This window comes from Clavibacter vidaverae, from assembly GCF_047529985.1.
Lineage (GTDB): Bacteria > Actinomycetota > Actinomycetes > Actinomycetales > Microbacteriaceae > Clavibacter > Clavibacter nebraskensis_A.
This window is the reverse complement of the sequence record NZ_JBLJAM010000001.1, coordinates 1,434,664-1,457,826: the sequence shown is the minus strand read 5'-3', so window position 1 is coordinate 1,457,826 and position 23,163 is coordinate 1,434,664. Positions and strand designations below refer to the sequence as shown.

General features: G+C 74.2%; 22 protein-coding genes and 1 pseudogene. 9 read left to right on the top strand and 14 right to left on the bottom strand.

Annotated elements, in window-relative coordinates; all coding sequences use genetic code 11:
• Position 1: 1 nt before the first annotated feature.
• From purL to ACMT9T_RS06640, 4 genes and pseudogenes are all read right to left on the bottom strand, one after another.
• Positions 2 to 2,365, bottom strand: coding sequence for a phosphoribosylformylglycinamidine synthase subunit PurL (gene purL, locus ACMT9T_RS06655; RefSeq protein WP_414744801.1), 2,364 nt, complete (start codon positions 2,363 to 2,365; stop codon positions 2 to 4).
• Entirely contained in the window at positions 2,362 to 3,057 is a 696-nt protein-coding gene (gene purQ, locus ACMT9T_RS06650) for a phosphoribosylformylglycinamidine synthase subunit PurQ (RefSeq protein ID WP_414744800.1), read from the bottom strand. Before purQ ends, purL begins: the two co-directional genes overlap by 4 nt.
• A gap of 152 nt (positions 3,058 to 3,209) precedes the next feature.
• A pseudogene (purS, locus tag ACMT9T_RS06645) lies at positions 3,210 to 3,449 on the bottom strand (phosphoribosylformylglycinamidine synthase subunit PurS); the annotation flags it as partial.
• A gap of 108 nt (positions 3,450 to 3,557) precedes the next feature.
• Positions 3,558 to 4,241, bottom strand: coding sequence for a DUF2848 domain-containing protein (locus tag ACMT9T_RS06640; protein ID WP_414744799.1), 684 nt, complete (start codon positions 4,239 to 4,241; stop codon positions 3,558 to 3,560).
• 165 nt (positions 4,242 to 4,406) lie between these two features.
• Here ACMT9T_RS06640 and ACMT9T_RS06635 point away from each other — a divergent pair, with 165 nt between their 5' ends.
• Positions 4,407 to 5,801 carry an MFS transporter gene (locus tag ACMT9T_RS06635; protein ID WP_414744798.1) on the top strand — a complete coding sequence of 465 codons (1,395 nt, stop codon included), beginning with the start codon at positions 4,407 to 4,409 and terminating at the stop codon, positions 5,799 to 5,801.
• An 88-nt stretch (positions 5,802 to 5,889) separates the two neighbouring features.
• Here the strand turns inward: ACMT9T_RS06635 and ACMT9T_RS06630 are convergent, their stop codons facing one another.
• Positions 5,890 to 6,564 (bottom strand): GntR family transcriptional regulator, encoded by a 675-nt coding sequence (locus tag ACMT9T_RS06630; RefSeq protein WP_414744797.1) that lies wholly within the window; start codon positions 6,562 to 6,564, stop codon positions 5,890 to 5,892.
• 28 nt (positions 6,565 to 6,592) lie between these two features.
• On the opposite strand from ACMT9T_RS06630, the gene ACMT9T_RS06625 reads away from it, so the two are divergent.
• Positions 6,593 to 7,432 carry a carbon-nitrogen hydrolase family protein gene (locus ACMT9T_RS06625; protein ID WP_414744796.1) on the top strand — a complete coding sequence of 280 codons (840 nt, stop codon included), beginning with the start codon at positions 6,593 to 6,595 and terminating at the stop codon, positions 7,430 to 7,432.
• Between the two features lie 73 nt (positions 7,433 to 7,505).
• On the opposite strand, the gene ACMT9T_RS06620 is transcribed toward ACMT9T_RS06625, so the two are convergent.
• The gene (locus ACMT9T_RS06620) at positions 7,506 to 8,495 is read right to left on the bottom strand and encodes an aldo/keto reductase (RefSeq protein WP_414744795.1); all 990 of its coding nucleotides are present in this window, start codon (positions 8,493 to 8,495) and stop codon (positions 7,506 to 7,508) included.
• A 125-nt stretch (positions 8,496 to 8,620) separates the two neighbouring features.
• On the opposite strand from ACMT9T_RS06620, the gene ACMT9T_RS06615 reads away from it, so the two are divergent.
• Both ACMT9T_RS06615 and ACMT9T_RS06610 read left to right on the top strand, forming a co-directional pair.
• Complete coding sequence (locus ACMT9T_RS06615; RefSeq protein ID WP_414744794.1) at positions 8,621 to 9,106, top strand: Fur family transcriptional regulator; 486 nt, start codon at positions 8,621 to 8,623, stop codon at positions 9,104 to 9,106.
• 77 nt (positions 9,107 to 9,183) lie between these two features.
• A complete protein-coding gene (locus ACMT9T_RS06610) occupies positions 9,184 to 10,713 on the top strand; it encodes a catalase (protein ID WP_414744793.1) in 1,530 nt (509 codons plus the stop codon).
• An 84-nt stretch (positions 10,714 to 10,797) separates the two neighbouring features.
• Here the strand turns inward: ACMT9T_RS06610 and ACMT9T_RS06605 are convergent, their stop codons facing one another.
• Positions 10,798 to 11,319 (bottom strand): GNAT family N-acetyltransferase, encoded by a 522-nt coding sequence (locus ACMT9T_RS06605; protein ID WP_414744792.1) that lies wholly within the window; start codon positions 11,317 to 11,319, stop codon positions 10,798 to 10,800.
• Positions 11,316 to 11,891, bottom strand: a complete 576-nt coding sequence (locus tag ACMT9T_RS06600; RefSeq protein WP_414744791.1) for a GNAT family N-acetyltransferase — start codon at positions 11,889 to 11,891, stop codon at positions 11,316 to 11,318. Before ACMT9T_RS06600 ends, ACMT9T_RS06605 begins: the two co-directional genes overlap by 4 nt.
• Before the next feature lie 86 nt (positions 11,892 to 11,977).
• Here ACMT9T_RS06600 and ACMT9T_RS06595 point away from each other — a divergent pair, with 86 nt between their 5' ends.
• From ACMT9T_RS06595 to ACMT9T_RS06585, 3 genes are read left to right on the top strand one after another with little or no spacing between them, the layout of a single operon-like run.
• Positions 11,978 to 13,153 carry an AI-2E family transporter gene (locus ACMT9T_RS06595; protein ID WP_414744790.1) on the top strand — a complete coding sequence of 392 codons (1,176 nt, stop codon included), beginning with the start codon at positions 11,978 to 11,980 and terminating at the stop codon, positions 13,151 to 13,153.
• Positions 13,150 to 13,950, top strand: a complete 801-nt coding sequence (locus tag ACMT9T_RS06590; protein ID WP_414744789.1) for a DUF1206 domain-containing protein — start codon at positions 13,150 to 13,152, stop codon at positions 13,948 to 13,950. Before ACMT9T_RS06595 ends, ACMT9T_RS06590 begins: the two co-directional genes overlap by 4 nt.
• The gene (locus ACMT9T_RS06585; RefSeq protein WP_414744788.1) at positions 13,947 to 14,687 is read left to right on the top strand and encodes a PhzF family phenazine biosynthesis protein; all 741 of its coding nucleotides are present in this window, start codon (positions 13,947 to 13,949) and stop codon (positions 14,685 to 14,687) included. Before ACMT9T_RS06590 ends, ACMT9T_RS06585 begins: the two co-directional genes overlap by 4 nt.
• Before the next feature lie 33 nt (positions 14,688 to 14,720).
• Here ACMT9T_RS06585 and ACMT9T_RS06580 read toward each other — a convergent pair whose 3' ends face one another.
• Entirely contained in the window at positions 14,721 to 16,052 is a 1,332-nt protein-coding gene (locus ACMT9T_RS06580) for a hemolysin family protein (protein WP_414744787.1), read from the bottom strand.
• Positions 16,049 to 16,183: a hypothetical protein gene (locus ACMT9T_RS06575; protein ID WP_414744786.1), complete on the bottom strand. Its 135-nt coding sequence runs from the start codon at positions 16,181 to 16,183 to the stop codon at positions 16,049 to 16,051. The genes ACMT9T_RS06580 and ACMT9T_RS06575 overlap by 4 nt, the downstream gene beginning before the upstream one ends.
• Before the next feature lie 66 nt (positions 16,184 to 16,249).
• Here ACMT9T_RS06575 and ACMT9T_RS06570 point away from each other — a divergent pair, with 66 nt between their 5' ends.
• The gene (locus ACMT9T_RS06570; RefSeq protein WP_414744785.1) at positions 16,250 to 16,663 is read left to right on the top strand and encodes a hypothetical protein; all 414 of its coding nucleotides are present in this window, start codon (positions 16,250 to 16,252) and stop codon (positions 16,661 to 16,663) included.
• Between the two features lie 18 nt (positions 16,664 to 16,681).
• On the opposite strand, the gene ACMT9T_RS06565 is transcribed toward ACMT9T_RS06570, so the two are convergent.
• Both ACMT9T_RS06565 and ACMT9T_RS06560 read right to left on the bottom strand, forming a co-directional pair.
• Positions 16,682 to 17,470, bottom strand: coding sequence for a glycosyltransferase family 2 protein (locus ACMT9T_RS06565; protein WP_414744784.1), 789 nt, complete (start codon positions 17,468 to 17,470; stop codon positions 16,682 to 16,684).
• The gene (locus ACMT9T_RS06560) at positions 17,467 to 20,070 is read right to left on the bottom strand and encodes a PIG-L family deacetylase (protein ID WP_414744783.1); all 2,604 of its coding nucleotides are present in this window, start codon (positions 20,068 to 20,070) and stop codon (positions 17,467 to 17,469) included. The genes ACMT9T_RS06565 and ACMT9T_RS06560 overlap by 4 nt, the downstream gene beginning before the upstream one ends.
• 281 nt (positions 20,071 to 20,351) lie before the next feature.
• On the opposite strand from ACMT9T_RS06560, the gene ACMT9T_RS06555 reads away from it, so the two are divergent.
• A complete protein-coding gene (locus ACMT9T_RS06555) occupies positions 20,352 to 20,576 on the top strand; it encodes a hypothetical protein (RefSeq protein ID WP_414744782.1) in 225 nt (74 codons plus the stop codon).
• A 44-nt stretch (positions 20,577 to 20,620) separates the two neighbouring features.
• Here the strand turns inward: ACMT9T_RS06555 and ACMT9T_RS06550 are convergent, their stop codons facing one another.
• Positions 20,621 to 21,541 (bottom strand): phosphoribosylaminoimidazolesuccinocarboxamide synthase, encoded by a 921-nt coding sequence (locus tag ACMT9T_RS06550; RefSeq protein ID WP_414744781.1) that lies wholly within the window; start codon positions 21,539 to 21,541, stop codon positions 20,621 to 20,623.
• Positions 21,538 to 22,788: a phosphoribosylamine--glycine ligase gene (gene purD, locus ACMT9T_RS06545; RefSeq protein WP_414744780.1), complete on the bottom strand. Its 1,251-nt coding sequence runs from the start codon at positions 22,786 to 22,788 to the stop codon at positions 21,538 to 21,540. Before purD ends, ACMT9T_RS06550 begins: the two co-directional genes overlap by 4 nt.
• Positions 22,789 to 23,163: the final 375 nt, after the last annotated feature.

The window sequence follows — 23,163 nt, the reverse complement described above, 5'->3', positions numbered from 1 at the left end:
CTCATGCCTCCACGGCGGTGCCGAAGCGGGCGGGGAGCGTGGCGCGGTGGATCCCGCGGAGCTCCTCGACCGACAGGGTGAACAGGCCCTGCAGCTCGAGGCCGGGCGCCTGCGCGTCCGTGACGCCGATGCGGAGAACGGGGTAGCCGCGGCCCTCGCAGAGGCCCTGGAACTTGACGTCGTCCTCGCGGGGGACCGTGACGAGCATGCGCCCGGTGGACTCCGAGAAGAGCGCGGTCGCCGCGTCCACGCCGTCGCGCTGCACGATGCCGTCGAGCCAGACGCGGGCGCCGACGCCGAAGCGCATCACGGACTCCGCGAGCGCCTGGCCGAGGCCGCCGTCCGAGAGGTCGTGCGCGCTGGCGATGAGGGACTGCGAGGCGCCGGCAGCGACGAGCGACGCGAGGTCCTTCTCGGCGCCGAGGTCGACCACGGGCGGGACGCCGCCGAGGTGGTCGTGCACGGTGCCGGCCCACGCGGATCCGTCGAGCTCCTCGCGCGTGACGCCGAGCAGGTAGATGTTGTCGCCCTCGTCCTGCCAGCCCGACGGGATGCGGCGCGCGACGTCGTCGATCACGCCGAGCACGCCCACGACGGGCGTGGGGTGGATGGCCTGCGTGCCCGTCTGGTTGTAGAGCGAGACGTTGCCGCCCGTGACGGGGATCTCGAGCTCCAGGCAGCCGTCCGCCAGGCCCTCGACCGTGCGGCTGAACTGCCACATGACCTCGGGGTCCTCGGGGCTGCCGAAGTTGAGGCAGTCGCTCACGGCGACGGGCGTGGCGCCGGACGCGGCGACGTTGCGGTACGCCTCCGCGAGGGCGAGCTGCGCGCCCCGGTACGGGTCGAGCTGGCAGAAGCGGCCGTTCGCGTCGGTCGCGACCGAGAAGCCGAGGCCGCTCTCCTCGTCGACGCGGACCATGCCGGCGTCGTCGGGGAACGACAGCGCCGTGTTGCCCATGACGTAGCGGTCGTACTGGTCGGTGATCCACGACGCGTCGGCGAGGTTCGGGCTGCCGAGCAGCTGCAGGAACTGGTCGCGGATGTCGTCGGCCGCGGTGGGGCGCGCCAGGCGCGACGCGGAGTCGGCCTGGAGGGCGTCGATCCACGTGGGGTAGGAGACGGGCCGGTCGTAGACGGGGCCGTCGACCGCGACCGTGCGCGGCTCCACGTCGACGATGCGCTCGCCGTGGTGGTCGATGACGAGGCGGCCGGTGTCGGTGACCTCGCCGAGCACGCTCGTCTCGACGTCCCACTTGCGGACGACCGCGAGGAAGCCCTCGAGCTTCTCCGGCGTGACGACCGCCATCATGCGCTCCTGGCTCTCCGACATGAGGATCTCCTCGGCCGTGAGCGACGGGTCGCGCAGCAGCACCTCCTCGAGCCGGATGTGCATGCCGCCGTCGCCGTTGGACGCGAGCTCGCTCGTGGCGCAGGAGATGCCGGCAGCTCCCAGGTCCTGGATCCCCTCGACGAGGTCCTCCCGGAAGAGCTCCAGGCAGCACTCGATGAGCACCTTCTCCGCGAACGGGTCGCCCACCTGCACCGCGGGGCGCTTGGTGGGGCCGCCGTCGGCGAAGGTGTCGCTCGCGAGGATGGACGCGCCGCCGATGCCGTCGCCGCCCGTGCGGGCGCCGAACAGGACGACCTTGTTGCCGACGCCGCGCGCGTTGGCGAGGTGGAGGTCCTCGTGGCGGAGCACGCCGACCGCGAGCGCGTTGACGAGCGGGTTGCCCTGGTACACGCGGTCGAAGTAGGTCTCGCCGCCGATGTTCGGGAGGCCCAGGCAGTTGCCGTAGAAGCTGATGCCGGAGACCACGCCGTGCACGACGCGCGCCGTGTCCGGGTCGTCGATGTCGCCGAAGCGCAGCGCGTCCATCACGGCGACGGGACGTGCGCCCATCGAGATGATGTCGCGGACGATGCCGCCGACGCCCGTGGCCGCGCCCTGGAACGGCTCGATGTAGGAGGGGTGGTTGTGGCTCTCGATCTTGAAGGTGACGGCCCAGCCCTCGCCCACGTCGACGACGCCGGCGTTCTCGCCCATGCCGACCATGAGGTCCTTCTTCATGGACTCGGACACCTTCTGCCCGAACTGGCGCAGGTACTTCTTCGAGGACTTGTAGGAGCAGTGCTCGCTCCACATGACCGAGTACATGGCGAGCTCGCCGCTCGTGGGGCGGCGGCCGAGGATCTCGCGGATCTTGAGGTACTCGCCCTTGGTGAGCCCGAGCGCCGCGTACGGCTGCTCCTTCTCCGGGGTGCGCTCGGCCATCTCGACGGTGTCGGCGACATGGCGACGGACGCCCTGCCCCTCTCCCGCGGGGGTCTCGGTGGGGACGGATGCGGGATCGGGGTGGACGCTCACTGCGCGAGGACTCCTTCGAGGACGGACGTGAAGAGACGGAGGCCGTCGACACCGGAGCGCATGGCGGCCGGGGTGTCCGGTCCGAAGCCCTCCTCGACGGCGTGCTCGGGGTGGGGCATGAGACCGACGACGTTGCCGCGGGCGTTGGTGATCCCGGCGATGTCGCGCAGGGATCCGTTCGGGTTGCCGCCGAGGTAGCGGAAGGCCACGCGGCCCTCGCCCTCGAGGCGGTCGAGCGTGTCGGCGTCGGCGATGAAGCCGCCCTCGCCGTTCTTCAGCGGGATGGTGATCTCCTCGCCCTCGGCGAAGGCGCTCGTCCACGCGGTGCCGGTGGCCTCGACGCGCAGGCGCTGGTCCTTGCAGACGAAGGCGCCGGCCTCGTTGCGGATCAGCCCGCCGGGCAGCAGGTGCGCCTCGGTGAGCATCTGGAAGCCGTTGCAGATGCCGAGCACGGGCACGCCGCGCTCGGCCGCATCCACGACCTCGCGCATGATCGGCGCGAAGGCCGCGATGGCGCCGGCGCGCATGTAGTCGCCGTAGCTGAAGCCGCCGGGGAGCACGACCGCGTCGACGCCCTGGAGGTCGTGGTCGCCGTGCCAGAGCGCGACCGGGGTGGCGCCCGCGAGACGGACGGCGCGCTGCGCGTCGCGGTCGTCGAGGGATCCCGGGAAGGTGATGACCCCGACGCGCATCAGCGCTGCTCCGCCGCGGCGGAACCGTGGGGGAGCGGGTGCGCCGCGACGTCGGTGTCGGCCGTGCCGCCGTCGACGACCGTGTGGTCGTCGGTGACGTTGCCGGTGGCCATGTCGGCCTCGGCGGAGATGCCGAACCCGTCGAGCCCGGCGACGTGGACGCTGATGACGTCCTCGATGACGGAGTTGGAGAGCATGTCGGCGGCGAGGCTCTGGACGTCCGCGAGCAGCGCGTCGTCCACCTCGCCCTCGACGGTGAGCTCGAAGCGCTTCCCGATGCGGACGCCGGTGAAGCGGTCCTTGCCGAGACGGGCGAGGGCGCCGGCCACGGCCTTCCCCTGGGGGTCGAGCAGCTCGGCCTTGGGCATCACTTCGACGACGATCGTGGGCACGATGGATCTCCGGCTTCCTGGAGGCGGGTGGATGCGCTCAGCGTACCGGACGGCGGGGCGCTGCCGGCCGGGCTCCCGGGCTCCCGGGCTCCCGGGCTCCCGGGCGGATTAGCCGATCGCCTCGGGCAGCAGCTCCACGCGGTACGCGGCGTCGATGGTCTCGCCGGTCGCGGGGTCCTCGAGCTGCACGTGCCAGCGCGACGCGAACTGGTCGACGCCCGGCACCATGGCGACCGTGCCCGAGATGAGCACCGTGCCGGGGACGCGGAGGCCGCGCCGCTCGAGCACCTCGAGCCAGTGGTCGGGGGTGAGGAGCGCGCCGAGCGTGGAGTCCTGGATGAGCTCCTCGGCACCCTCCTCGCCGACCCAGCCGCGCAGGCGGATCGCGTCGAGGCGGTCGCGCACGTCGGCGAGGCGCCAGGCCCTCTGGCCGAGCACGTCGGGGCCCGCGTTCTTGCTCCACGCGACGCCGTGCACCTCGAGCGCGCGGTCGGTGTGGTCGCACGCGACCGTGAGGAGCACGTCGTCGTCGGTGATGACGAGGGCCCACTCGGCCTCGCCCGAGGTGCGGCCGTGCTGCGCGGGCACCGCGTCGGCCTGCGACGCGAGGTACGGCGCGACGGGGTAGAGCGCGGGCGTGACGTCGGGTCCGGGCACGCCGAGCTCGGCGAGCTCCGCGATGTGCGCCTGGACCTCGGCCTGGTCGCGGCCCGCGTAGCCGGCGTTGAGGAGCGACACGACCTCGACGCTCGTGGTGGATCCGTCGGGCAGCTGGAAGCGCAGGGTGGTCATCGGTCCTCCGGTGGTGTTTCGAGCGTGTGAAGAAATGCGGATCCGGACGCCTCGACCATGGTGCCGAGCCCCCGGTATGCCTACTGTATACAGCACACCGACCGGACGACCGGCGGGATCCGACCCCCGGGATCCGCCGCCCGGATGAACCGACCAGGAGCACCCATGGCCGACGACCCCTCCGCCGTCAGGGCGACGCCCGCGCCCGCCCCCGAACCCGGCGCGCCCGCGACCACCGTGAAGCCCACCCGCCGCGAGCTCGTGAAGGCGTTCACCGCGAGCCTCACCGGCACCTCGCTCGAGTGGTACGACTTCGCCGTCTACTCGGCAGCCAGCGCCGTCGTCTTCCCCGTCGTGTTCTTCCCCGCGTCGGACCCCTACACGGCGACGATCCTCGCCTTCTCCACGTACGCGGTCGGCTACGTGTCGCGCCCCGTCGGCGGGTTCGTGTTCGGGCGGCTCGGCGACAAGATCGGCCGGAAGCCCGTCCTCGTGCTCACGCTGCTGCTCATCGGCATCGCGACGTTCCTCATCGGCGTCCTGCCGGGCTACGCGACCATCGGGCTCGCGGCGCCGATCATCCTGGTGCTCCTCCGCTTCGCGCAGGGCGTGGGCGTCGGCGGCGAGTGGGGCGGCGCGGTGCTGCTCTCGAGCGAGTTCGGGGATCCACGCAGGCGCGGCTTCTGGTCCTCGGCCGCCCAGGTCGGCCCGCCCGCGGGCAACCTGCTCGCCAACGGCGCGCTCGCGCTGCTCACCGTGCTGCTCACCGAGGAGGACTTCCTCGACTGGGGCTGGCGCGTCGCCTTCCTGCTCTCCGCGCTGCTCGTCGCGTTCGGCCTCTGGATCCGCCTGAAGCTCGAGGACACCCCCGTGTTCAAGGCGCTGCAGGAGCGCGGCGACCGGCCGAGCGCGCCCATCTCGGAGATCTTCCGCACGCAGGCGCGGCCGCTCGTCGCGGCGATCCTGTCCCGCGTCGGACCCGACGTCCTCTACGCGCTCTTCACCGTCTTCACGCTCACCTACGGCGTGAACACGCTCGGCTTCGACCGTAGCCAGGTGCTCGTGGCCGTGCTCGTCGGATCCGCCGTGCAGCTGTTCACGATCCCGTTCGCGGGCGCCGTGAGCGACCGGATCAACCGCCGGGCGGTGTACGCGGCCGCCGCGGTGGGCGCCGCCGTCTGGGCCTACGTGTTCTTCGCGATCACCGACGGGTCGTCGACCTTCGTGCTCGGCGTGGGCATCGTGCTCGGCCTCTTCTTCCACTCCTTCATGTACGGGCCGCAGGCGGCGTACATCATCGAGCAGTTCTCGCCCCGGCTCCGCTACACGGGCGCCTCGCTCGCGTACACGATCGCCGGCGTGATCGGCGGGGCCATCGCGCCGCTGATGTTCACGATCATCTACGAGGAGACGGGCAGCTGGGTCGGCATCGCGCTGTACCTCACGGCCGCGGTCGTGCTCACGCTCGTGGGCCTCGCGATGGGCCGCGACTCGGACGTGTCCGAGGACGAGGAGTACGTGCGCACGGGTGCCGAGGGCGTGGCCGCGCCGCGCGTCTGACGCTCGCCGTCACCCGACGACGCCCGGATCCCGACGCGGGTCCGGGCGTCGTCGCGTGCGGGCGGCGCGGCGCGTGGCGCGATGCGCGTCAGGCGCGCAGCAGCACGTCGAGCGTGACGGCGAGGTGCCGGTCGATCGCGTCGCGCGCCGTCTCGGCGTCGCCCGCGGCCAGCGCGTCGACGATCCCGGCGTGCTCCTCGCAGACGCGGTCCTGCCGGTCGACCGCGCGGTAGAGCGCCTCGACGCCCACCAGGATCTGCCGGGCGCGGAGCTTCGCGTAGGTGCGGCTCATGAGCCCGCTGCCCGCGGCGTCCACGAGCAGCTGGTGGAAGCGACGGTCGTGCTCGATGAACTCCCGGCCGCTCTCGCGCGGCGGGCTGGCGACCATCGCGCGCTGCTGCTCGAGCACCTCGCGCATCTCGTCGAGCGGGGTGCGGTCGTGCTCCACGGCGCTCGTGGCGGCGTGCCGCTCGAGGACGCCGCGCAGCTCCATCAGCTCGGCGATCTCGCGGCCGGTGATGACGGGGATCCGCGCGCCGCGCTTCGGGATCATCTCCACCAGGTCGTCGGCCGCGAGCAGCAACAGGGCCTCGCGGACCGGGGTGCGGGAGACGCCGATGCGCTCCGCGAGCTCCTGCTCGTTGAGGAACGCGCCCTGCTGGTCGGGGTCCGTGAGGACGTGCGCGTGCAGGAACTCGTAGGCCCGCGCGCGGCCGGAGAGGGCGCTCGCCGAGGTGCCTGGATCGCCCGCCCGTTCTCGCATACGCTATGTATACATCACGAGGAGGACCATGAAGATCGCGCTCGCCCAGATCATCAGCTCGCCGGATCCCGCGGACAACCTCGCACGGATCGAGCGCTTCGCGGAGGACGCGGCCCGGCAGGGCGCCGAGTTCGTGGTGTTCCCCGAGGCGGCGCAGCGCGCGTTCGGGAACCCGCTGCCGGAGATCGCGGAGCCGCTCGACGGGCCGTGGGCCTCGGGGGTGCGGGCGATCGCCGACCGGCTCGGCGTCGTGATCGTGGCGGGCATGTTCACGCCCGGCGCCGACGGCCGCGTGCGCAACACGCTCCTGGTGGCCCGGCCCGCGGGGGCGCCGGCCGAGGGCGCCTCCTCGTACGACAAGATCCACCTGTTCGACGCGTTCGGGTTCCGGGAGTCCGACGCCGTGGATCCCGGCGAGGACGTGGCCGTGATCGAGGTCGGCGGCACGCGCGCGTCGCTCGCCACCTGCTACGACGTGCGCTTCCCGGCCCTCTTCCTCGCGGGCGCCGACCGCGGCGCGGCCGTGAGCATCGTCTGCGCGAGCTGGGGCGCCGGTCCCGGCAAGGCCGACCAGTGGGACCTCCTGCTGCGCGCCCGCGCGCTCGACTCCACGACATTCGTGGTCGCGGTCGGCCAGGGCGACCCGGCGACGCTGCCGGCCGGATCCCGCGGCCACGACCCCGCGAGCGGCGCGCCGACGGGCATCGGCCGCAGCGCCGTGATCTCCCCGCTCGGCGAGGTGCTGCACCGCCTCGGCGGCGAGGAGGAGCTGCTCGTCGTGGACGTCGACCCGTCGGCCGTCGAGACCGCGCGCGGCACGCTGCCCGTGCTCGCGAACCGGCGTCGCGGGCTCGAGCAGCAGGCGTGACCTCCCGCTGATCCTCGCGAGACGACGCGGGCCCGGCCGCCGAGGCGACCGGGCCCGCGGGCGTGCGTCGGGATCAGCGCCCGACGGGACCCATGTCCGCGTAGCGGTCGCCGACCGGGGTGGGCAGCGACGAGAGGCGCGCGAGCTGGTCGGCGGAGAGCGTGACGGCGTCCGCGGCCACGTTCTCGTCGAGGCGCGCGACGCGCTTGGTGCCGGGGATCACGGCGATGTCGTCGCCCTGCGCCAGGATCCACGCGAGCGCGACCTGGGCGGGCGTCGCGTCGAGCTCGCCCGCGACGTCCTTCACGGCGTCGACGATGCGCATGTTCTGCGCGAACGCCTCCTCCGCGAAGCGCGGGGAGGACGAGCGGTAGTCGGCCGCGGAGAGGTCGGCGGCGCTCGAGATCGCGCCGGTGAGGAAGCCGCGGCCGAGCGGCGAGTACGCCACGAGGCCGATGCCGAGCTCGCGGAGCACCTCGAGCACGCCGGCCTCGGGGTCGCGCGTCCAGATGGAGTACTCGCTCTGCAGCACCGAGATGGGGTGCACGGCGTGCGCGCGGCGGATCGTGTCGGGCCCGGCCTCGGAGAGCCCCAGGTGCAGGACCTTGCCCTCCTCGACGAGCTCCTTCATCGCGCCGACGGTCTCCTCGATGGGCACGGCCGGGTCGACGCGGTGCTGGTAGAGCACGTCGATGCGGTCGGTCCCGAGGCGCTGCAGCGAGGCCTCGACGGCGATGCGGATGCTCGTGGGCGAGCTGTCCATGCCGCGCTCGTAGTCCTCGGCGTCCTTGCCCGGCGCGTGCTTCAGCAGGCCGAACTTGGTGGCGATGACGACGTCGTCGCGGCGGTCCTTGAGCGCGGATCCGACGAGGCGCTCGTTCGTGAACGGCCCGTACGCCTCGGCGGTGTCGAAGAGCGTGACGCCCTGGTCGACGGCGCGGCGGAGGGTGCGGATCGACTCCGCCTCGTCCTGCCCGGCGCCGTCGTAGAAGGCGCTCATGCCCATGCAGCCGAGGCCGATGCGGCCGACGTCGAGGCCCGTGCCGGTGTGGATGTGCTTCATGCGGTGCTCCGATCTCCCGCGGCCGGATGGGCCGCCTGTCGAGCCTAGGCACGGTCCCGGTCGCGACGCGCCGCGTTCACGACTTGTTTTGAATCGCTCAAGGGAAGTGTGCTTGACTCCTCCGCATGCCCGCCGACCACGCGCACCACCACGCGCCGCCCCTCGACGCCGACGCCCTGCGCGCCGCGCTCCGGGAGGCGGGGCTGCGGGTGACCCGACCGCGCGTGGCCGTCCTCGAGGCGGTCGACGCCCAGCCGCACTCGGACGCCGACGAGGTGCTCCGCGCGGTCAAGGGCGAGCTGCCCGGCACGAGCATCCAGGCGGTCTACGGCGTGCTCGGCGCGCTCGCGGCCGCGGGTCTCGTGCGCCGCATCGAACCCGCGGGATCATCCGCGCGGTACGAGCGGCGGACGGGTGACAATCATCATCACCTCGTCTGCACGTCGTGCAGGACGATCGTCGACGTGGACTGCGCGGTGGGGGAGTCCCCCTGCCTCATGCCGTCCGACTCGGCGGGGTTCCTCGTGGCGAGCGCCGAGGTGACGTACTGGGGCCTGTGCCCCGCCTGCCGGACCGCAGCCGCGGATCCCGGTGAAACCGTCGCGACCTGACCGTCGCCACCGGCCGCCCCACGTCCGGACGACCCGAGCCAGCACCTCCCCGTTCCACCGCTGACAGGAGAAACACCATGACCGACCAGAAGTACACGACCACCGACTCCGGAGCCCCGGTCGCCAGCGACCAGCACTCGCTGTCCGTCGGACCCGACGGCGCCATCCCGCTGCACGACCACTACCTCGTCGAGAAGCTCGCGCAGTTCAACCGCGAGCGCATCCCGGAGCGCGTCGTCCACGCCAAGGGCGGCGGAGCGTTCGGCACCTTCCGCGTCACCAACGACGTGAGCGCCTACACCCGCGCCTCCCTTTTCCAGCCCGGCGCCGAGGTCGAGATGCTCGCGCGCTTCTCCACCGTCGCCGGTGAGCAGGGCAGCCCCGACACGTGGCGCGACCCCCGCGGCTTCGCGCTGAAGTTCTACACGGACGAGGGCAACTACGACCTCGTCGGCAACAACACCCCCGTCTTCTTCATCCGCGACGGGATCAAGTTCCCCGACTTCATCCGCTCGCAGAAGCGCCTGCCGGGCTCGCACCTGCGCGACCACGACATGCAGTGGGACTTCTGGACGCTCTCGCCCGAGTCCGCCCACCAGGTCACCTGGCTCATGGGCGACCGTGGCCTGCCCTCCTCGTGGCGCCACATGGACGGCTTCGGCTCGCACACCTACCAGTGGATCAACGCGGCCGGCGAGCGCTTCTGGGTGAAGTACCACTTCAAGACGCAGCAGGGCATCGAGATCCTGAAGCAGGAGCAGGCCGACCAGATCGCGGGCGAGGACGCCGACTTCCACATCCGCGACCTCACCGAGGCCATCGACCGCGGCGACTACCCGGAGTGGAAGCTCGAGGTGCAGATCATGCCCTACGAGGACGCCAAGTCGTACCGCTTCAACCCGTTCGACCTCACCAAGGTCTGGTCGCAGAAGGACTACCCGCGCATCGAGGTCGGCACCATGACCCTGAACCGCAACCCGGAGAACTACTTCGCGCAGATCGAGCAGGCCGCGTTCGCGCCCTCGAACTTCGTGCCCGGGATCCAGGCCAGCCCCGACAAGATGCTCCTCGCGCGCATCTTCAGCTACGCCGACGCGCACCGCTACCGCGTGGGCACGAACCACGCGCAGCTGCCGGTGAACGCGCCGAAGTCGCCCGTGCACAGCTACTCGAAGGACGGCCAGGGGCGTTACACGTTCCAGGACGCCGGCACGCCCGTCTACGCGCCCAACTCGCACGGCGGCGCGCACGCCGACCCCGCCCGCGCCGCGGAGAGCGCCGGCTGGGAGCAGGACGGCGAGCTCGTCCGCTCGGCCGCCACGCTGCACGCGGAGGACGACGACTTCGTCCAGGCGCGCATGCTCGTCAACGAGTCGATGGACGACGCCCAGCGCGAGCGTCTCGTCGGCAACATCGTCGGCCACGTGAGCAAGGTCACCACGGCCGAGCTCCGCGCCCGCGTCATCCAGTACTGGACCAACGTGGACGCCTGGCTCGGTGCCGCCGTCGCCGCGGGCCTGCCGCCGCTGGCCGGATCCGCGCCCGTCGCCGAGGCCACCCCCGGCCCGACGCGCGACGCCGAGGAGGTCTCCGTCGCGGCCCACTGAGCCGCGGCGGTGATCCGCTGATCGAACGACACGACGCCCGTCCCCTCGGTGAGGGGGCGGGCGTCATCGCGTCCGGGCGGGACCTCAGACGAGCGGCAGCTCCATCTCCAGGTCCTTCTGCGAGCGGTCGAGCGCGTACGGCACGCTGCGGCCCGTGAGGACGAAGCCGCGGCGCTCGTAGTAGGCGCGGGCGCGCGGGTTGTCCTCGTGCACCTCGAGGCGGAGGGCGCGGGCGCCCGGGCGGTCGCGGGCCCAGGCGACCACGGCGTCGAGGAGCATGTCGGTGACGCCCGCGGCGCGGCCCCGGGCGTCCGGCGTGATGTAGACGCTCACGAGCATCACGCGGCTGGGGTCGGTGCCGACGTAGGCGTTCATGGCGCCGAGCCAACGGCCGGTCGTGGGATCCACCGCGGCGTAGGCCGTGTTGCCGGGGCGCGCGGAGCGCAGCGTGCGGGCCTGCCAGTCGGCGTCGGGCTGGGCGAGCGCGTGCTCGAGGGTCTCGAGGTACGCGAGCGGGGTGTCCTCGAGCATCTCGAGGCGGAGGGTGCGGTACTCGCGCCAGTCCTCGGGGCGCACGCGTCGGATGACGGCGGCGGGCGCGCTCACACCAGCTGCCCGTTCACGTGCACGTCGCCCGCGGGGAACGCGTCGGCGGGCGCGGTGACCGGCAGCATCAGCCAGCCGTGGTCCTGGTGCACGACCTCCGCGGCGCCGCGGAGCGTGAAGCCGTTGTAGTGGCCGACGCGGCCGTCGAGCGGCAGCCAGCCGTGACGCGTGTAGTAGCCCGCCGTCTCGTCGCTGGTCTCGAGCAGGCCGAACGGGACGGCCAGGCGGGCGAGGGCACCGCGGATCCCGTCGGCGAGCAGCGTGCCGATGCCCTGCCCCTGCCGACCCGGGTGCACGGCGACCATGCCGGTGGATCCCACGAGCAGGTCGTCCGCCGGGTCGCCCCGGCCGTCGCCCACCTCCACGAACATGCGCCGGATCCCCGCGTGCGCCACGAGCTCGTCTCCGTCGTGCACGAGGATCCGCAGCTCGGGCTGCGCGCCCGCCCAGCTGCGCGCGCCCGCGTAGCCCTCGCGGAAGTCGGGGAAGGCGAGCGCGAGGAGCGCCGCGATGGAGGTGTGCGCGGCGACGTCGAGCGCGCCCTCGCGGACGACGGAGAGGCGGGGTCCCATGGGTCGAGGGTATCGGCCGGTCGGGCGCCTGGCCGGGCCCGACCGCGGCCCGGTCGCGCGGCGCTCGCGCCCGTAGGGTTGACGGCATGACCACCCCGCAGTCCGTCTGGCAGGACAAGCTCGGCCGCCTCTCCATCCGCTGCGTGCAGATCCTGGCGGTCCTCGTGGTCGCCGTCGCGATCGTGTACGCCGCCGTCTCGCTCAAGCTCGTCGTGATCCCGGTGATCATCGCGCTGATCCTCGCGTGCGCCGTGCGCCCGCTCGTCCTGTGGATGGAGCGCCGCGGCGTCCCCGACGCGCTCGCCGCCGCCATCGCGCTCCTCACGGGCCTCGTGCTGTTCGGCGGCGCGATCACGCTCGTCGTCTTCGGCGTGCAGAGCCAGTGGCCGACGCTCGTGAAGGCCACCAGCGAGGGCATCGACAAGCTGCAGTCGACCGTCGAGGAGGGCGGGCTGCCCATCGACTCGGCGCAGATCGACTCGCTCCGCCAGTCGGCCGTCGACTTCCTCACCAGCAGCCAGTTCGGATCCGGCGCCATCGCGGGCGTCTCCGCCGCGGCCGAGGTCGTCACGGGCGCGGTGCTCGGGCTCGTCGTGTTCTTCTTCTTCGTCAAGGACGGGCCGCAGATCTGGTCCTTCCTCATCCGCCCGTTCCGCGGCCGCGGTCGGAAGCGCGCCGTGCGCGTGGGCCACGAGGGCTCCAAGGTGCTCGGCGGCTACATCCGCGGCACGGCGACGGTCGCGCTCGTCGACACCGTCTTCATCGGCGCGGGCCTGTTCATCCTCGGCGTACCGCTCGCGCTGCCGCTGTCGCTCATCGTGTTCATCGGCGCGTTCGTGCCGATCGTCGGCGCCACCGTCGCGGGCATCCTCGCGGCGCTCGTCGCGCTCGTGACCAACGACCTCGGCACCGCCGTCATCGTGATCATCATCGTGGTCGCCGTGAACCAGCTCGAGGGCAACCTGCTCCAGCCGGTCGTGCTGGGCAACGCGCTCAAGCTGCACGGCCTCGTCGTGCTGCTGGCGCTGACGGCCGGCACGATCCTCGGCGGCATCATCGGCGCGATCCTCTCGGTGCCGCTCACGGCCGTCGCCTGGACCGCCTGGAAGATCGTCATGGAGCCCGACGAGGAGGAGCCGTCGCCCGAGTCGCCCCCGGCCCACCCGCATGCGCCGCCCGCGAAGCGCGGCGTCCGCGGCCTGACGTCGCTCGTCACGGGCCGCTCGTCGGCCCCCGCCACGACCACCCGCGCCGACCGATGAGCGCCACCGGCGCCGCGTCGAGCCTCCAGCGCAAGCCCGGCTTCGCGGTCGCGGCCCGTCTCGGGCATGCGGTCAACGGCCTGCTGCACCTCCTCATCGGCGTGATCGCGTTCCGCCTCGCCACGGGCGGCGGCGGGGGCGAGGCCGACCAGTCCGGCGCGCTCGGCTCGATCGCGGGATCGCCCGGCGGCCGCGTGCTCCTCTGGATCGTCGTGGTCGGCCTGATCGGGCTCGGCCTGTGGCAGCTCGTCGAGACCGTGCTCGCGCGCGGCGAGGACGCGAAGCGCACCTGGGCAGCGCGCGCGAAGGAGCTCGGCAAGGCCGTCGCCTACCTCGCCATCGCGTTCACGGCGCTGCGCTTCGCGACGGGCGGATCCAGCGACTCGTCCGAGCAGACCCAGTCGCTCAGCGCCCGGCTCCTCGCGGCGCCCGGCGGCGTCGGGCTGCTCGTGGTCCTGGGCCTCGCCGTCGTCGCGGTCGGCGTCTACTTCGGGTTCAAGGGCGCGACGAAGCGCTTCCGTGAGGACATCTCCGTGCCGTCAGGATCGCTCGGGCGGGGGATCACCGCGCTCGGCGTCGCCGGCTACGTCGCCAAGGGCGTCGCCCTCGTGGCGGTGGGCGTGCTGTTCGTCGTCGGCGCCGTGACGGCCGACCCGAGCCGCGCCACCGGGCTCGACGGGGCGCTGCAAGCGCTCGCCGGGCTGCCCGCGGGCGTCGCCGTGCTCGCGATCACGGGCCTCGGCCTCGTCGCCTACGGCCTGTACTGCGGCGCCCGCGCGCGCTACGCCAAGCTGTGACGGAGCGTCCGGTCGTCGCGCTCGACGGCGTGCGGCCGGACGAGGTGCACGTGGTGCGGGTGTTCGCGGACGCGGACGGACGCCACGGGAACGAGCTCGGGATCGTGCTCGCGTCGCCGCGCACCGACGGCCGGGAGGCCGCGATCGCGAGCGCGCTCGGCTTCAGCGAGACGGTGTTCGTGGACGCGGTGGACGCGCCGGGTGCGGATCCGCTCGGGGCCTCGATCCGCATCCTCACGCCGGCGCGCGAGCTGCCCTTCGCCGGGCACCCGACCGTCGGCACCGCCTGGTGGCTGGCATCGCGCGGCGTCGCGGTCGACCACCTGCGCGTGCCCGCGGGCACGGTGCGCGCCGCGCGCGCGCCGGGCGTCGTGCGCGTCACGGCGGATCCCGCATGGGCGCCCGCCTTCGCGTGGCTGCCGATGGCGTCCGTCGCGGAGCTCCTCGCGCTCGACCTCGCGGCGGCGGTCGCGGAGGCCGACGCCGGCCACCTGTACGCGTGGGCGTGGATCGACGAGGCGGCCGGCTGGATCCGCGCGCGCATGGGCGCTCCCGCGCTCGGCATCGCGGAGGACGAGGCGACCGGATCCGCCGCCCTCCGCGTCACCGCGCACCTCGGCCGCGACCTCCGCATCACGCAGGGCCGCGGCAGCGAGCTCGTGACGCGCCTGCTCGCCGACGGGCTCGCCGAGGTCGGCGGGCGCACGGTGCCGGACCGGGTGATCCCGCTGCCCTGACCCGCGTGCGCCAGCCGGCCGTCGCGTCCGCGCCTAGGCCGGGGCGCGCTCTGTGTCCTCCGCGTCCTCCGCGTCCGGATCCGCCGGTTCCTCCCGCGGGATCACGAGGATCTCCGAGATCCGCCGCCGGTCGAGCGCGGTGACCTGCAGCGTCACCCCGTCGACCTCGACCGAGTCGCCGACCTGCGCGAGCCGGCCGAGGTTCTCGATGACGAAGCCCGCCACCGTGTCGGACGCCGAGTCGGGCAGCTTCACGCCCGTGGCCTCCTCGAAGTCCTGGAAGTTGAGGCGGCCGTCGATCGTGCCGCCGTCCTCCGCGAGGTCGCGCGCGGCGGAGTCGGTGTCGTACTCGTCGAAGATCTCGCCCACGACCTCCTCCACGAGGTCCTCGAGCGTGACGATGCCGTCGGTGCCGCCGTACTCGTCCACGATCACGGCGATCTGGTGGCCCTCGGCGCGCATCATCGTGAGCGTCGGGAGCACGCGCGCGGTCGCCGGGAGGTAGGGGATCGGGCGGAGGATCTCGGAGACGGGCCGCTCCGGATCCGCCGCGATCGCCTGGTACAGGTCGCGCACGTGCACGAATCCGATGACGTCGTCGATGGTCTTGTCGACCACCGGGTAGCGCGAGTACGGCCGGTCCTGCACGTCGATCCCCGCGTCGCGGACCGTGCCCATGCCGTCGAGCGCGGCGATCTCGGGCCGCGGCCGCATCACCTCGCTGAGCTGGCGGTGGCGGAGGGAGAGCACGTCGTCGAGGATCCGGCGCTCGTCGTCCGGGAGCCCCTCGTGGCTGGAGACGATGTCGCGCAGCTCCTCCTCGGTCATCTCCTCGCCGGTCTTGTGCGGGTCGCCGCCGAGGAGGCGCACGACCACGTTCGTCGAGGCGGAGAGCAGCCAGATCACGGGGCGCATGAGGATCGCGAAGCCGTTGAGCACGGGCGCGACGCCGTACGCGAAGCCCGCGTTGCGCTGGATCGCGAGGCGCTTGGGCGCGAGCTCGCCGAGCACGAGCGAGAGGTACGCGATCATCAGCGTGAGCACGAGGGTCGCGATCGTCGACGCGATGCCCGCTTCTAGGCCCCACGCCTCGAGCAGCGGGACGACGGACGGCGCGATCGACGAGGCGCCGTACGCGGCGGACGCGAACCCGGCGACGGTCACGCCGATCTGCACCGCCGCGAGGAAGGTGTTGGGGTTCCGGGCGAGGGCTGCGACCTTCTCGCCGCGGCGGCCGCGGGCGGCGAGGGCGTTGAGCTGGCCCTCGCGGAGGGTGACGAGCGCCATCTCGGTGGCGGCGAACACGCCGCCGATGAGGACGAACACCACGACCAGGACGATGTTGAGGACGAGGCCGCCGTTCACGAGCGGGTGCCGGTCGGGCGGGTGGCGGTCGAGCGGATGCCGGTGGCGCGGAGGGTGCGGGGCGTGCCCGGGGTCGTCCGGGCGCCGGGACTGTGGCTGTCGGGAGCGGGCTCCCGCGCGGTTCTGTGCATGGGGGGAGGGTATCGGAGCAGGTGGGGAAATAGCCGGGCCGGGCGCCCGTGAACTAGCGTCGGGGCATGGATCACGGCACGGATCAGCAGTGGATCGGCTCCTGGGGCTGGCTCGCCCTCGCGCTCGTCAACGCCGGTCTCGCCCAGCAGAAGAACCGGTCGAGGTGGACCTGGTTCCTCGTCTCCCTGCTCCTCGGACCCATCGCGACATTCTTCATCGTGACGTGGGAGCGCGCTCCCGAGCGTCCCGTCGCGCGGCAGGGGGAGGGCCCGACGAACGGGCTCCGCGCGGTGGGCGTCGGGCTGGCGGTCGCGGCCGTGGTCAGCGCGGTGGCGGCGGGGATCATCGTGGACTCCGGCCTTTGGGTCCTCGCGGGCGCGCTCGCGGTCGTCGCGGCGGTCTCCCTCGTCCTGCACGTCCTCGCACACCGTCGCTGGGCGGCGCTGCGAGAGGATCGCGAGCGCGCGCCCGAGGCGTGACGGTGATCCGGATCCGCGTCAGCCCGCCGCGACGCAGGGCCCGCGCCCGCCCTCGGCGCGCTCGCGGGCCCGCTCGAGCAGCGAGACGTGGAGGTAGCCCGCGTAGCCGCCGGGCGTCCGGCCCTCGCGGCGGCTGGACGTGAGCACCTCGCCCGCCGCGGACGACGTGACGCTCGCCCCGCGGGTGCGCATCCGGGCGACCAGGTCCACGTCCTCGTGCTCCGCGACCGCCGGGAACCCGCCGGCCGCGAGGTAGGCGTCGGCGCGCACGCCGAGGTTCGCGCCGTGCACGTGCCCGTTCGCCTCCCCGGGCACGCGCGTGGCGCACCAAGCGGCGACCTGCTCCGGGCTGAGGTCCTGGAGCTCGGGCCGGACGGTTCCGACGACCACGTCCGCCCCGGCGTCGGCGAGCTCGAGCTGGCTCGTGATCCACGCGGGCGGCACCTTGGAGTCCGCGTCGGTGCAGGCGATCCAGAGCTCGTCGTCCGGCCCGTCCCAGCCCGCGAGGGCGGCGTCGACCCCGCGGGCGCGCGCGGCGCCGACCCGGCCGGCCGCGCTCTCGATGACCTCGACGCCCGCGGCCCGCGCGATGTCGGCCGTGCCGTCGTGGCAGTCGTCGGCCACGAGGATCACGCGCACGCCGATCCCCGCGGCGCGCGCCCGGGCCGCGGCGAGCTCGACCGACGCGAGGCACCGGCCGACCAGCGCCTCCTCGTCGCGCGCGGGGATGACGACGGCGACCGCGCGGATCCGCGTCGCCGGCTCCACGGCGCAGGCCGCGGACGCGCCGGCCGCGTCCCCCGTCACCGGAGCCCCGTGCGCGTCGCGACCGAGCGCGGATCCGCGGACAGCACCTCGAGCACGAAGTCGTCCTCCTCGTGCCGCATGAGGCGGTGCAGCCCGGGGACGGCCGCGAGCCGCGCGTGCACCTCGTCGCCCGACCTCCGGAAGTCGCCCTCCGGGTGCCGCCAGTGGCACGCGACGAGGGTGCCCGCGGCGCCGAGCGCGTCGGGCAGCGCCGCGAGGACCCGGTCGAAGGCGGCGTCGTCGAGGTAGTAGCCGACCTCGCTCATGACGACGAGGTCGAAGGCGCCCGCGGGCCAGTCGGCGCCGACGTCGCGCACCTCGACGCGCACGTGCGGGGCATCGGCCAGCCGGGCGCGGGCGCGCTCCACCGCGGTCGGCGCGACGTCCACCGCGAGCAGCTCGTCCACGCGCTCGGCGAGGCCCGCGGTCGTCACGCCGATGGAGCAGCCGATCTCGAGCGCCCGGCCGTAGCGCTCGTCGGGCAGGGCGGCGAGCGTGGCGAGGCGCTTGCGGCGCTCGTACCAGCGGGTCGTGACGCGCCACGGGTCCTCGTGGCGGGCGTACGCGGCGTCGAAGCGCTCGGCGGCGGTGGCGGGCGCGGCGGGCTCCTCCGCGAGGATCAGCACCTCCCGGTCGGCGTCCGCGTGCCGCAGGAAGCCGGGCTGGAGCACCGCGCGGTCGGCGGGGTCGTCCGAGAGCGGCTCCACCTGGCTGGCGTGCGCGCGGATGGCGGCGCGCTTCGCCTCACGCGTCCGCGCGTCGAGGGGCAGCGCGCGCATCGCGGACCAGGGCACGCGCGGGTCGTCGGGCGCGGCCCAGTGCCACATCCACACGGGGTACTCGACGAGCCGGATCCCGCGCTCGCCCCCGTCCGCCGCCACCAGCTCGGCGACGACCTCGCCCGTGACGCGGTGGTCGCGGTGCCCGTCGCCGCGCCACGGCGCCGCGACCCAGGTGCCCGGCGCGGACCCGTCGAGGAGCGCGGCCAGGTCGTCGCGCACGGCGTCGCGGCGCTCGCGGACGCCGCCGTCGGGGTGGCCGAGGAGCACGAGCCGGGCGTCGGGCGCGACGGCGTCGAGCGCGGCCCGGGCCTCGTCGCGGCGGAGCGCCACGAGGTCGGCGGGCGTGCGGGTGGGGGATCCGGGGTGCGAGGCGGCCCCGTCCGTCACGATCACGAGGGTCACCGGCACGCCGCGCGCGGCCGCCGTCGTCATCAGCCCGGCGGCGCCGATGGACTCGTCGTCGGCGTGCGCGGAGACGACGACGAGCGCGGCCATCCCGTCGAGGTCGGGGGCGGGCATGGCATCCCAGCGCGGATCCGCGGGCCAGGCGTCCGCGTCGTTCCCCGGCTCGCGCGCGTCGAAGGCCACGCTCGCCGCGACATCCGCGGCATCCGCGACATCCGCAGCCGGCGCGCTCGCGACCGGAGCCGGAGCCGGAGCCGCAGCCGGGGCCGCAGCCTCCGCCGCCCGCCGCCGCGCCTCCTCCGCGAGCGCCCCGCCGAGCGAGGCGTCGTCGCGCTCGGCGTGGTGCTGCCGCACGTAGAGCTCGAGGTCGGCGACGCGCTTGGCGTGATCCGCGTCCTGCGCGAGCGGCGCCGGCCCGAGGGCGTGCGCGACGTGCGTCAGCGTCTCCTCCACGGCCCGCGCGACGACGGCGCGCACGCGCTTCGCGAGCAGCCGCCCCGCGTCGCCCTCGGCGCGTCCGGCGTCGACGAGCGCCGCGGCCTCGGCGAGCGACGCCCGGGCGCCGTCGAGCGCCGCGTCCACGGCGCCCAGGTGCATGAGGAGGAGGCGGTCGGCCCCCTCGCGGGACGCCGCGCGCAGCAGCGTGCGCGCCAGCCCGACGGCGCCGCCGTACCAGCAGGCGGCGACGCCGATCCCGCCCCAGTGGAAGCCGGGCCGCTCCAGGTACCAGCCGGGCGCCCCGACGCGCCGCGCCGGCACGTCGCGCAGGCGCAGCGGTCCGCTCGGCACCTCCGTCAGCCCGCGGGCGACCCAGGCGCCGGGCACGACCTCGACGCCCGGCTGGCGCAGGTCCACCGCGAAGAGGCCGCGCGATCCGTCGGCGACGGCGGCCGTGATGAGCGCGTGCGTCAGCGACCCGGCGAGCGAGCACCACGGCTTCGTGCCGGTGAGCAGCACCCCGTCGGATCCGTCGACGGCGGTGAGCGGATCCCCGCCGCCCTCCGCCGCGAACACGCCCCACGTCGGAGCCGCGTCGCCCGCGGGAGCGACGGATGCGGGAGCGGCGCCTGAGGCGGCGCGCTCCTGGTCGAGGATGGCGAGCGCGTCGAGGTGCGGTTCGACCGCGCGCGCGAGCCCGAGGTCGGCGGCGGCGAGCGTCGCCAGGGCCTCCCACAGGTCGGTCGTGCCGCCGCCGCCCGGTCGTGCCCCGCCGTCGCCGAGCTCCACCGCGAGGGCGAGCGCCCGCTCCGTCGACCAGCCCGGCCCGGCGGGCGTCGCCGCGAGCGCGTCCCGGACGCGCGCGACCGCGGGCCCGGCGGCGTCCTCGCCCGGCGGGACCGCCCCGGATGCGAGTCGGACGCGCGCGGGTGCGGTCGCGTCGAGGGGGGAGCCGGGCGGGGGAGCGGATGTCACGTGGAGGGGCGCCAGTTCGTCGAGGGGTCGACCGGGTGCGGCCCGGTCCTCCTCCGAACCTACAAGCGTCCGCGGCCGGCTGCCCCGGCGCGGAGATCCTGCACGGTAGACGGGCCCGGCTCGTGCCCCCGCGGTGCCGTCCGGTGGATCCCGACGCGCGGCGCGGCGCCGCATCGTGGCACCCTGGTCTCCACGGATCCCCCGGCCACGCGGGTGTGGGACCCTGACGGCAGGGCCGGGGCGCGATCCGCACCGACCACGGACGACCGAGGGGACCCAACATGGACGAGCGCACCGACCAGCACGCCGACGAGCCGACGGCATCCGCACCCGAGCGATCCGAACAGCCCGCCCCCGAGGCGGTCGAGGAGTTCGAGCGCCTCGCCGTCCTCCGCATGGGCGGCCAGGACATCGAGGGGGCCCTCGACGCGCTCCCCGACGAGGACGCCCGCGACGTCGCCGAGGTCGCGATCGACCGCGTCGTGCGCGGCTACGACCACCTCTAGCGAGCGCCGGGCAGCGGGCGACGATCCGCCGTCCGCCGCCGGCCCTACTCCCCGGTGAGTCGCGCGATCAGCTCGCGGTACCGCTCGGCCGTCCGCTCGACGATCTCGGGCGGCAGCACCGGCGGCGTGCCCGTGCGATCCCAGTTCGCCGCGAGCCAGTCCCGCACGATCTGCTTGTCGAAGCTGTCCGTGCGGTTGCCCGTCGCGTACGCCTCGGCGTCCCAGTACCTCGACGAGTCGCTCGTGAGCACCTCGTCCGCCAGCGTCGTGATGCCCGTGCGCGGGTCGATGCCGAACTCGAACTTGGTGTCCGCGAGGATCACGCCGCGCTCCTCGGCGATGGCCGACGCCCGGCGGTAGACGTCGAGCGAGAGGTCGCGCAGGCGAGCCGCCTCCTCGTGCCCCACGAGCTCCTCGGTGCGCGCGAAGGTGATGTTCTCGTCGTGCTCGCCCTGCGGCGCCTTCCAGGCGGGCGTGTAGATCGGCTCGGGCAGCCGGTCGCCCTGCTGGAGCCCCGCGGGGAGCGGGATGCCGCACACGGTGCCGTGCTCGCAGTACTCCTCCCAGCCGGATCCGGCCAGGTACCCGCGCACGACGCACTCGATGGGCAGCATCTCGAGCACCCGGCAGAGCATGGCGCGCCCGCGCACCTGGTCGGGGATGCCGATGCGGTCGAGGGTCGCCCGGTCGACCAGGTGGTTCGGCACGTCGAGCCGGTCGAACCACCACAGGCTCAGATGCGTGAGCAGCTCGCCCTTGCCGGGGATGCCCGGCTCGAGCGCGAAGTCGTAGGCGCTCACGCGGTCGGTCGCGACGACGAGCACGTGCGGCTCGCCCTCGAGCGCGCGATCCTCGGTGTCGTCGATCGCGGGGCTGAACAGCTCCCGCACCTTGCCCGAGTACGCGTGCTCCCAGCCCGGCAGGTCCCACTCGGCGGCGTGCCCGGCGGGGACGGCGGCGCTCATCGGATCACCTGCGCGGCGATGTCGGTGCGGTGCTGCGACCCGTCGAGCCCTATCCGGTCCACGGCCTCGTAGACCCGCGACCGCGCCTCCGGGAAGCCGGCCCCCGTGGCGACGACGCTGAGCACGCGACCGCCCGTGGCGACGAGTCCGGCGTCCGACCGGGCGGTGGCCGCGTGCGCGATGCTCACGCCGGGGACGCTCTCGGCCTCCTCGAGGCCCGTGATCACGCGGCCCGTGCGCGGCGACTCCGGGTACCCCTCGCTCGCGACGACCACGGTGACCGCGACGTCGTCCGAGAACTCCGGGCGCGGCATCCCGCCGAGCTCGCCGGACGCGGCGGCCAGCAGCAGCTGCGACAGCGGGGTGACGAGGCGCGGCAGCACGACCTGCGTCTCCGGATCCCCGAACCGCGCGTTGAACTCGATGACCCGGATGCCGTCGGCGGTGAGGATGAGGCCGCAGTACAGCAGCCCGATGAAGGGCGTCTGCTCCTCGGCGAGCTTCCGCACGGTGGGCAGCGCGATGGTGTCGATGACCTCGTCGACGAAGCCCGCGGGCAGCCACGGCAGCGGCGAGTAGGCGCCCATGCCGCCGGTGTTCGGCCCCGCGTCGCCGTCGCCCAGGCGCTTGTAGTCCTGCGCGGGGGAGAGGGGGAGGACGTCGTGACCGTCGGAGAGGAGGAACAGCGACACCTCCTGCCCGGCGAGGAACTCCTCGACGAGCACGGTGCCCTGGCCGAGGTAGTGGCGCGCGTGCTCGAGGGCCAGGGAGCGGTCGGCGGTGACGAGCACGCCCTTGCCCGCGGCGAGCCCGTCGGCCTTGATGACGTAGGGGGCGCCGTACTCGTCGAGCGCCGCCTCGACCTCGTCGACCGTGCCGGCCTGGGCGGCGCGGCCGGTGGGCACGCCCGCCTCCTCCATGATGCGCTTGGCGAAGGTCTTGGATCCCTCGAGCGCGGCGGCCGCGCGGCCCGGGCCGAACACCGGGATGCCGCGCGTGCGGAGCGCGTCCGCGACCCCGGCGACGAGCGGCGCCTCGGGTCCCACGACGACCAGCTCGAAGCCCTCCGCGAGCGCGTGCTCGGCGACCACGACCGGGTCGTCGATGTCCATCGCGACGACGGGGACCGCGCCCGCGATACCCGCGTTGCCGGGGGCGGCGACGATGTCGTGCCCGGCGTCCTCCCGGAGCAGAGCCGTGACGATGGCGTGCTCGCGCGCACCGGAACCGAGTACCAGGATCTTCACGCCCCCACCCTATCGACGCGGGCCCCGCCGCTCCGGGCACCGGGGACGGCCCCATGGGCATGCCGCTGCCGCGCCCGGGGAGGGGGCGAGGAGGGCGGGAGGCCGACCCTCCGCGGGAACGGGGTGGGTCGGCTCCCTGCCTCGTCCGGCGTTCTTCGGGTCCGCCGGCAGGCGTGTCGTCCCGACCCTCCCGGCGCCGGGGGAGGCGACGGGAGGGAGGACGTCATGTCGTGCCTGGCGGGTCGTGTCACCGCCGGGCACTTCCATACACGGTAATGGATGTCCCCCTAATGGCGGACCGTGCGGGACGCCCCAGTAGGAGGGGTGCGCGGCCGCCGTCCGGAGCCCGGGCGCCGCGCGCTCTGGCATCCTGGG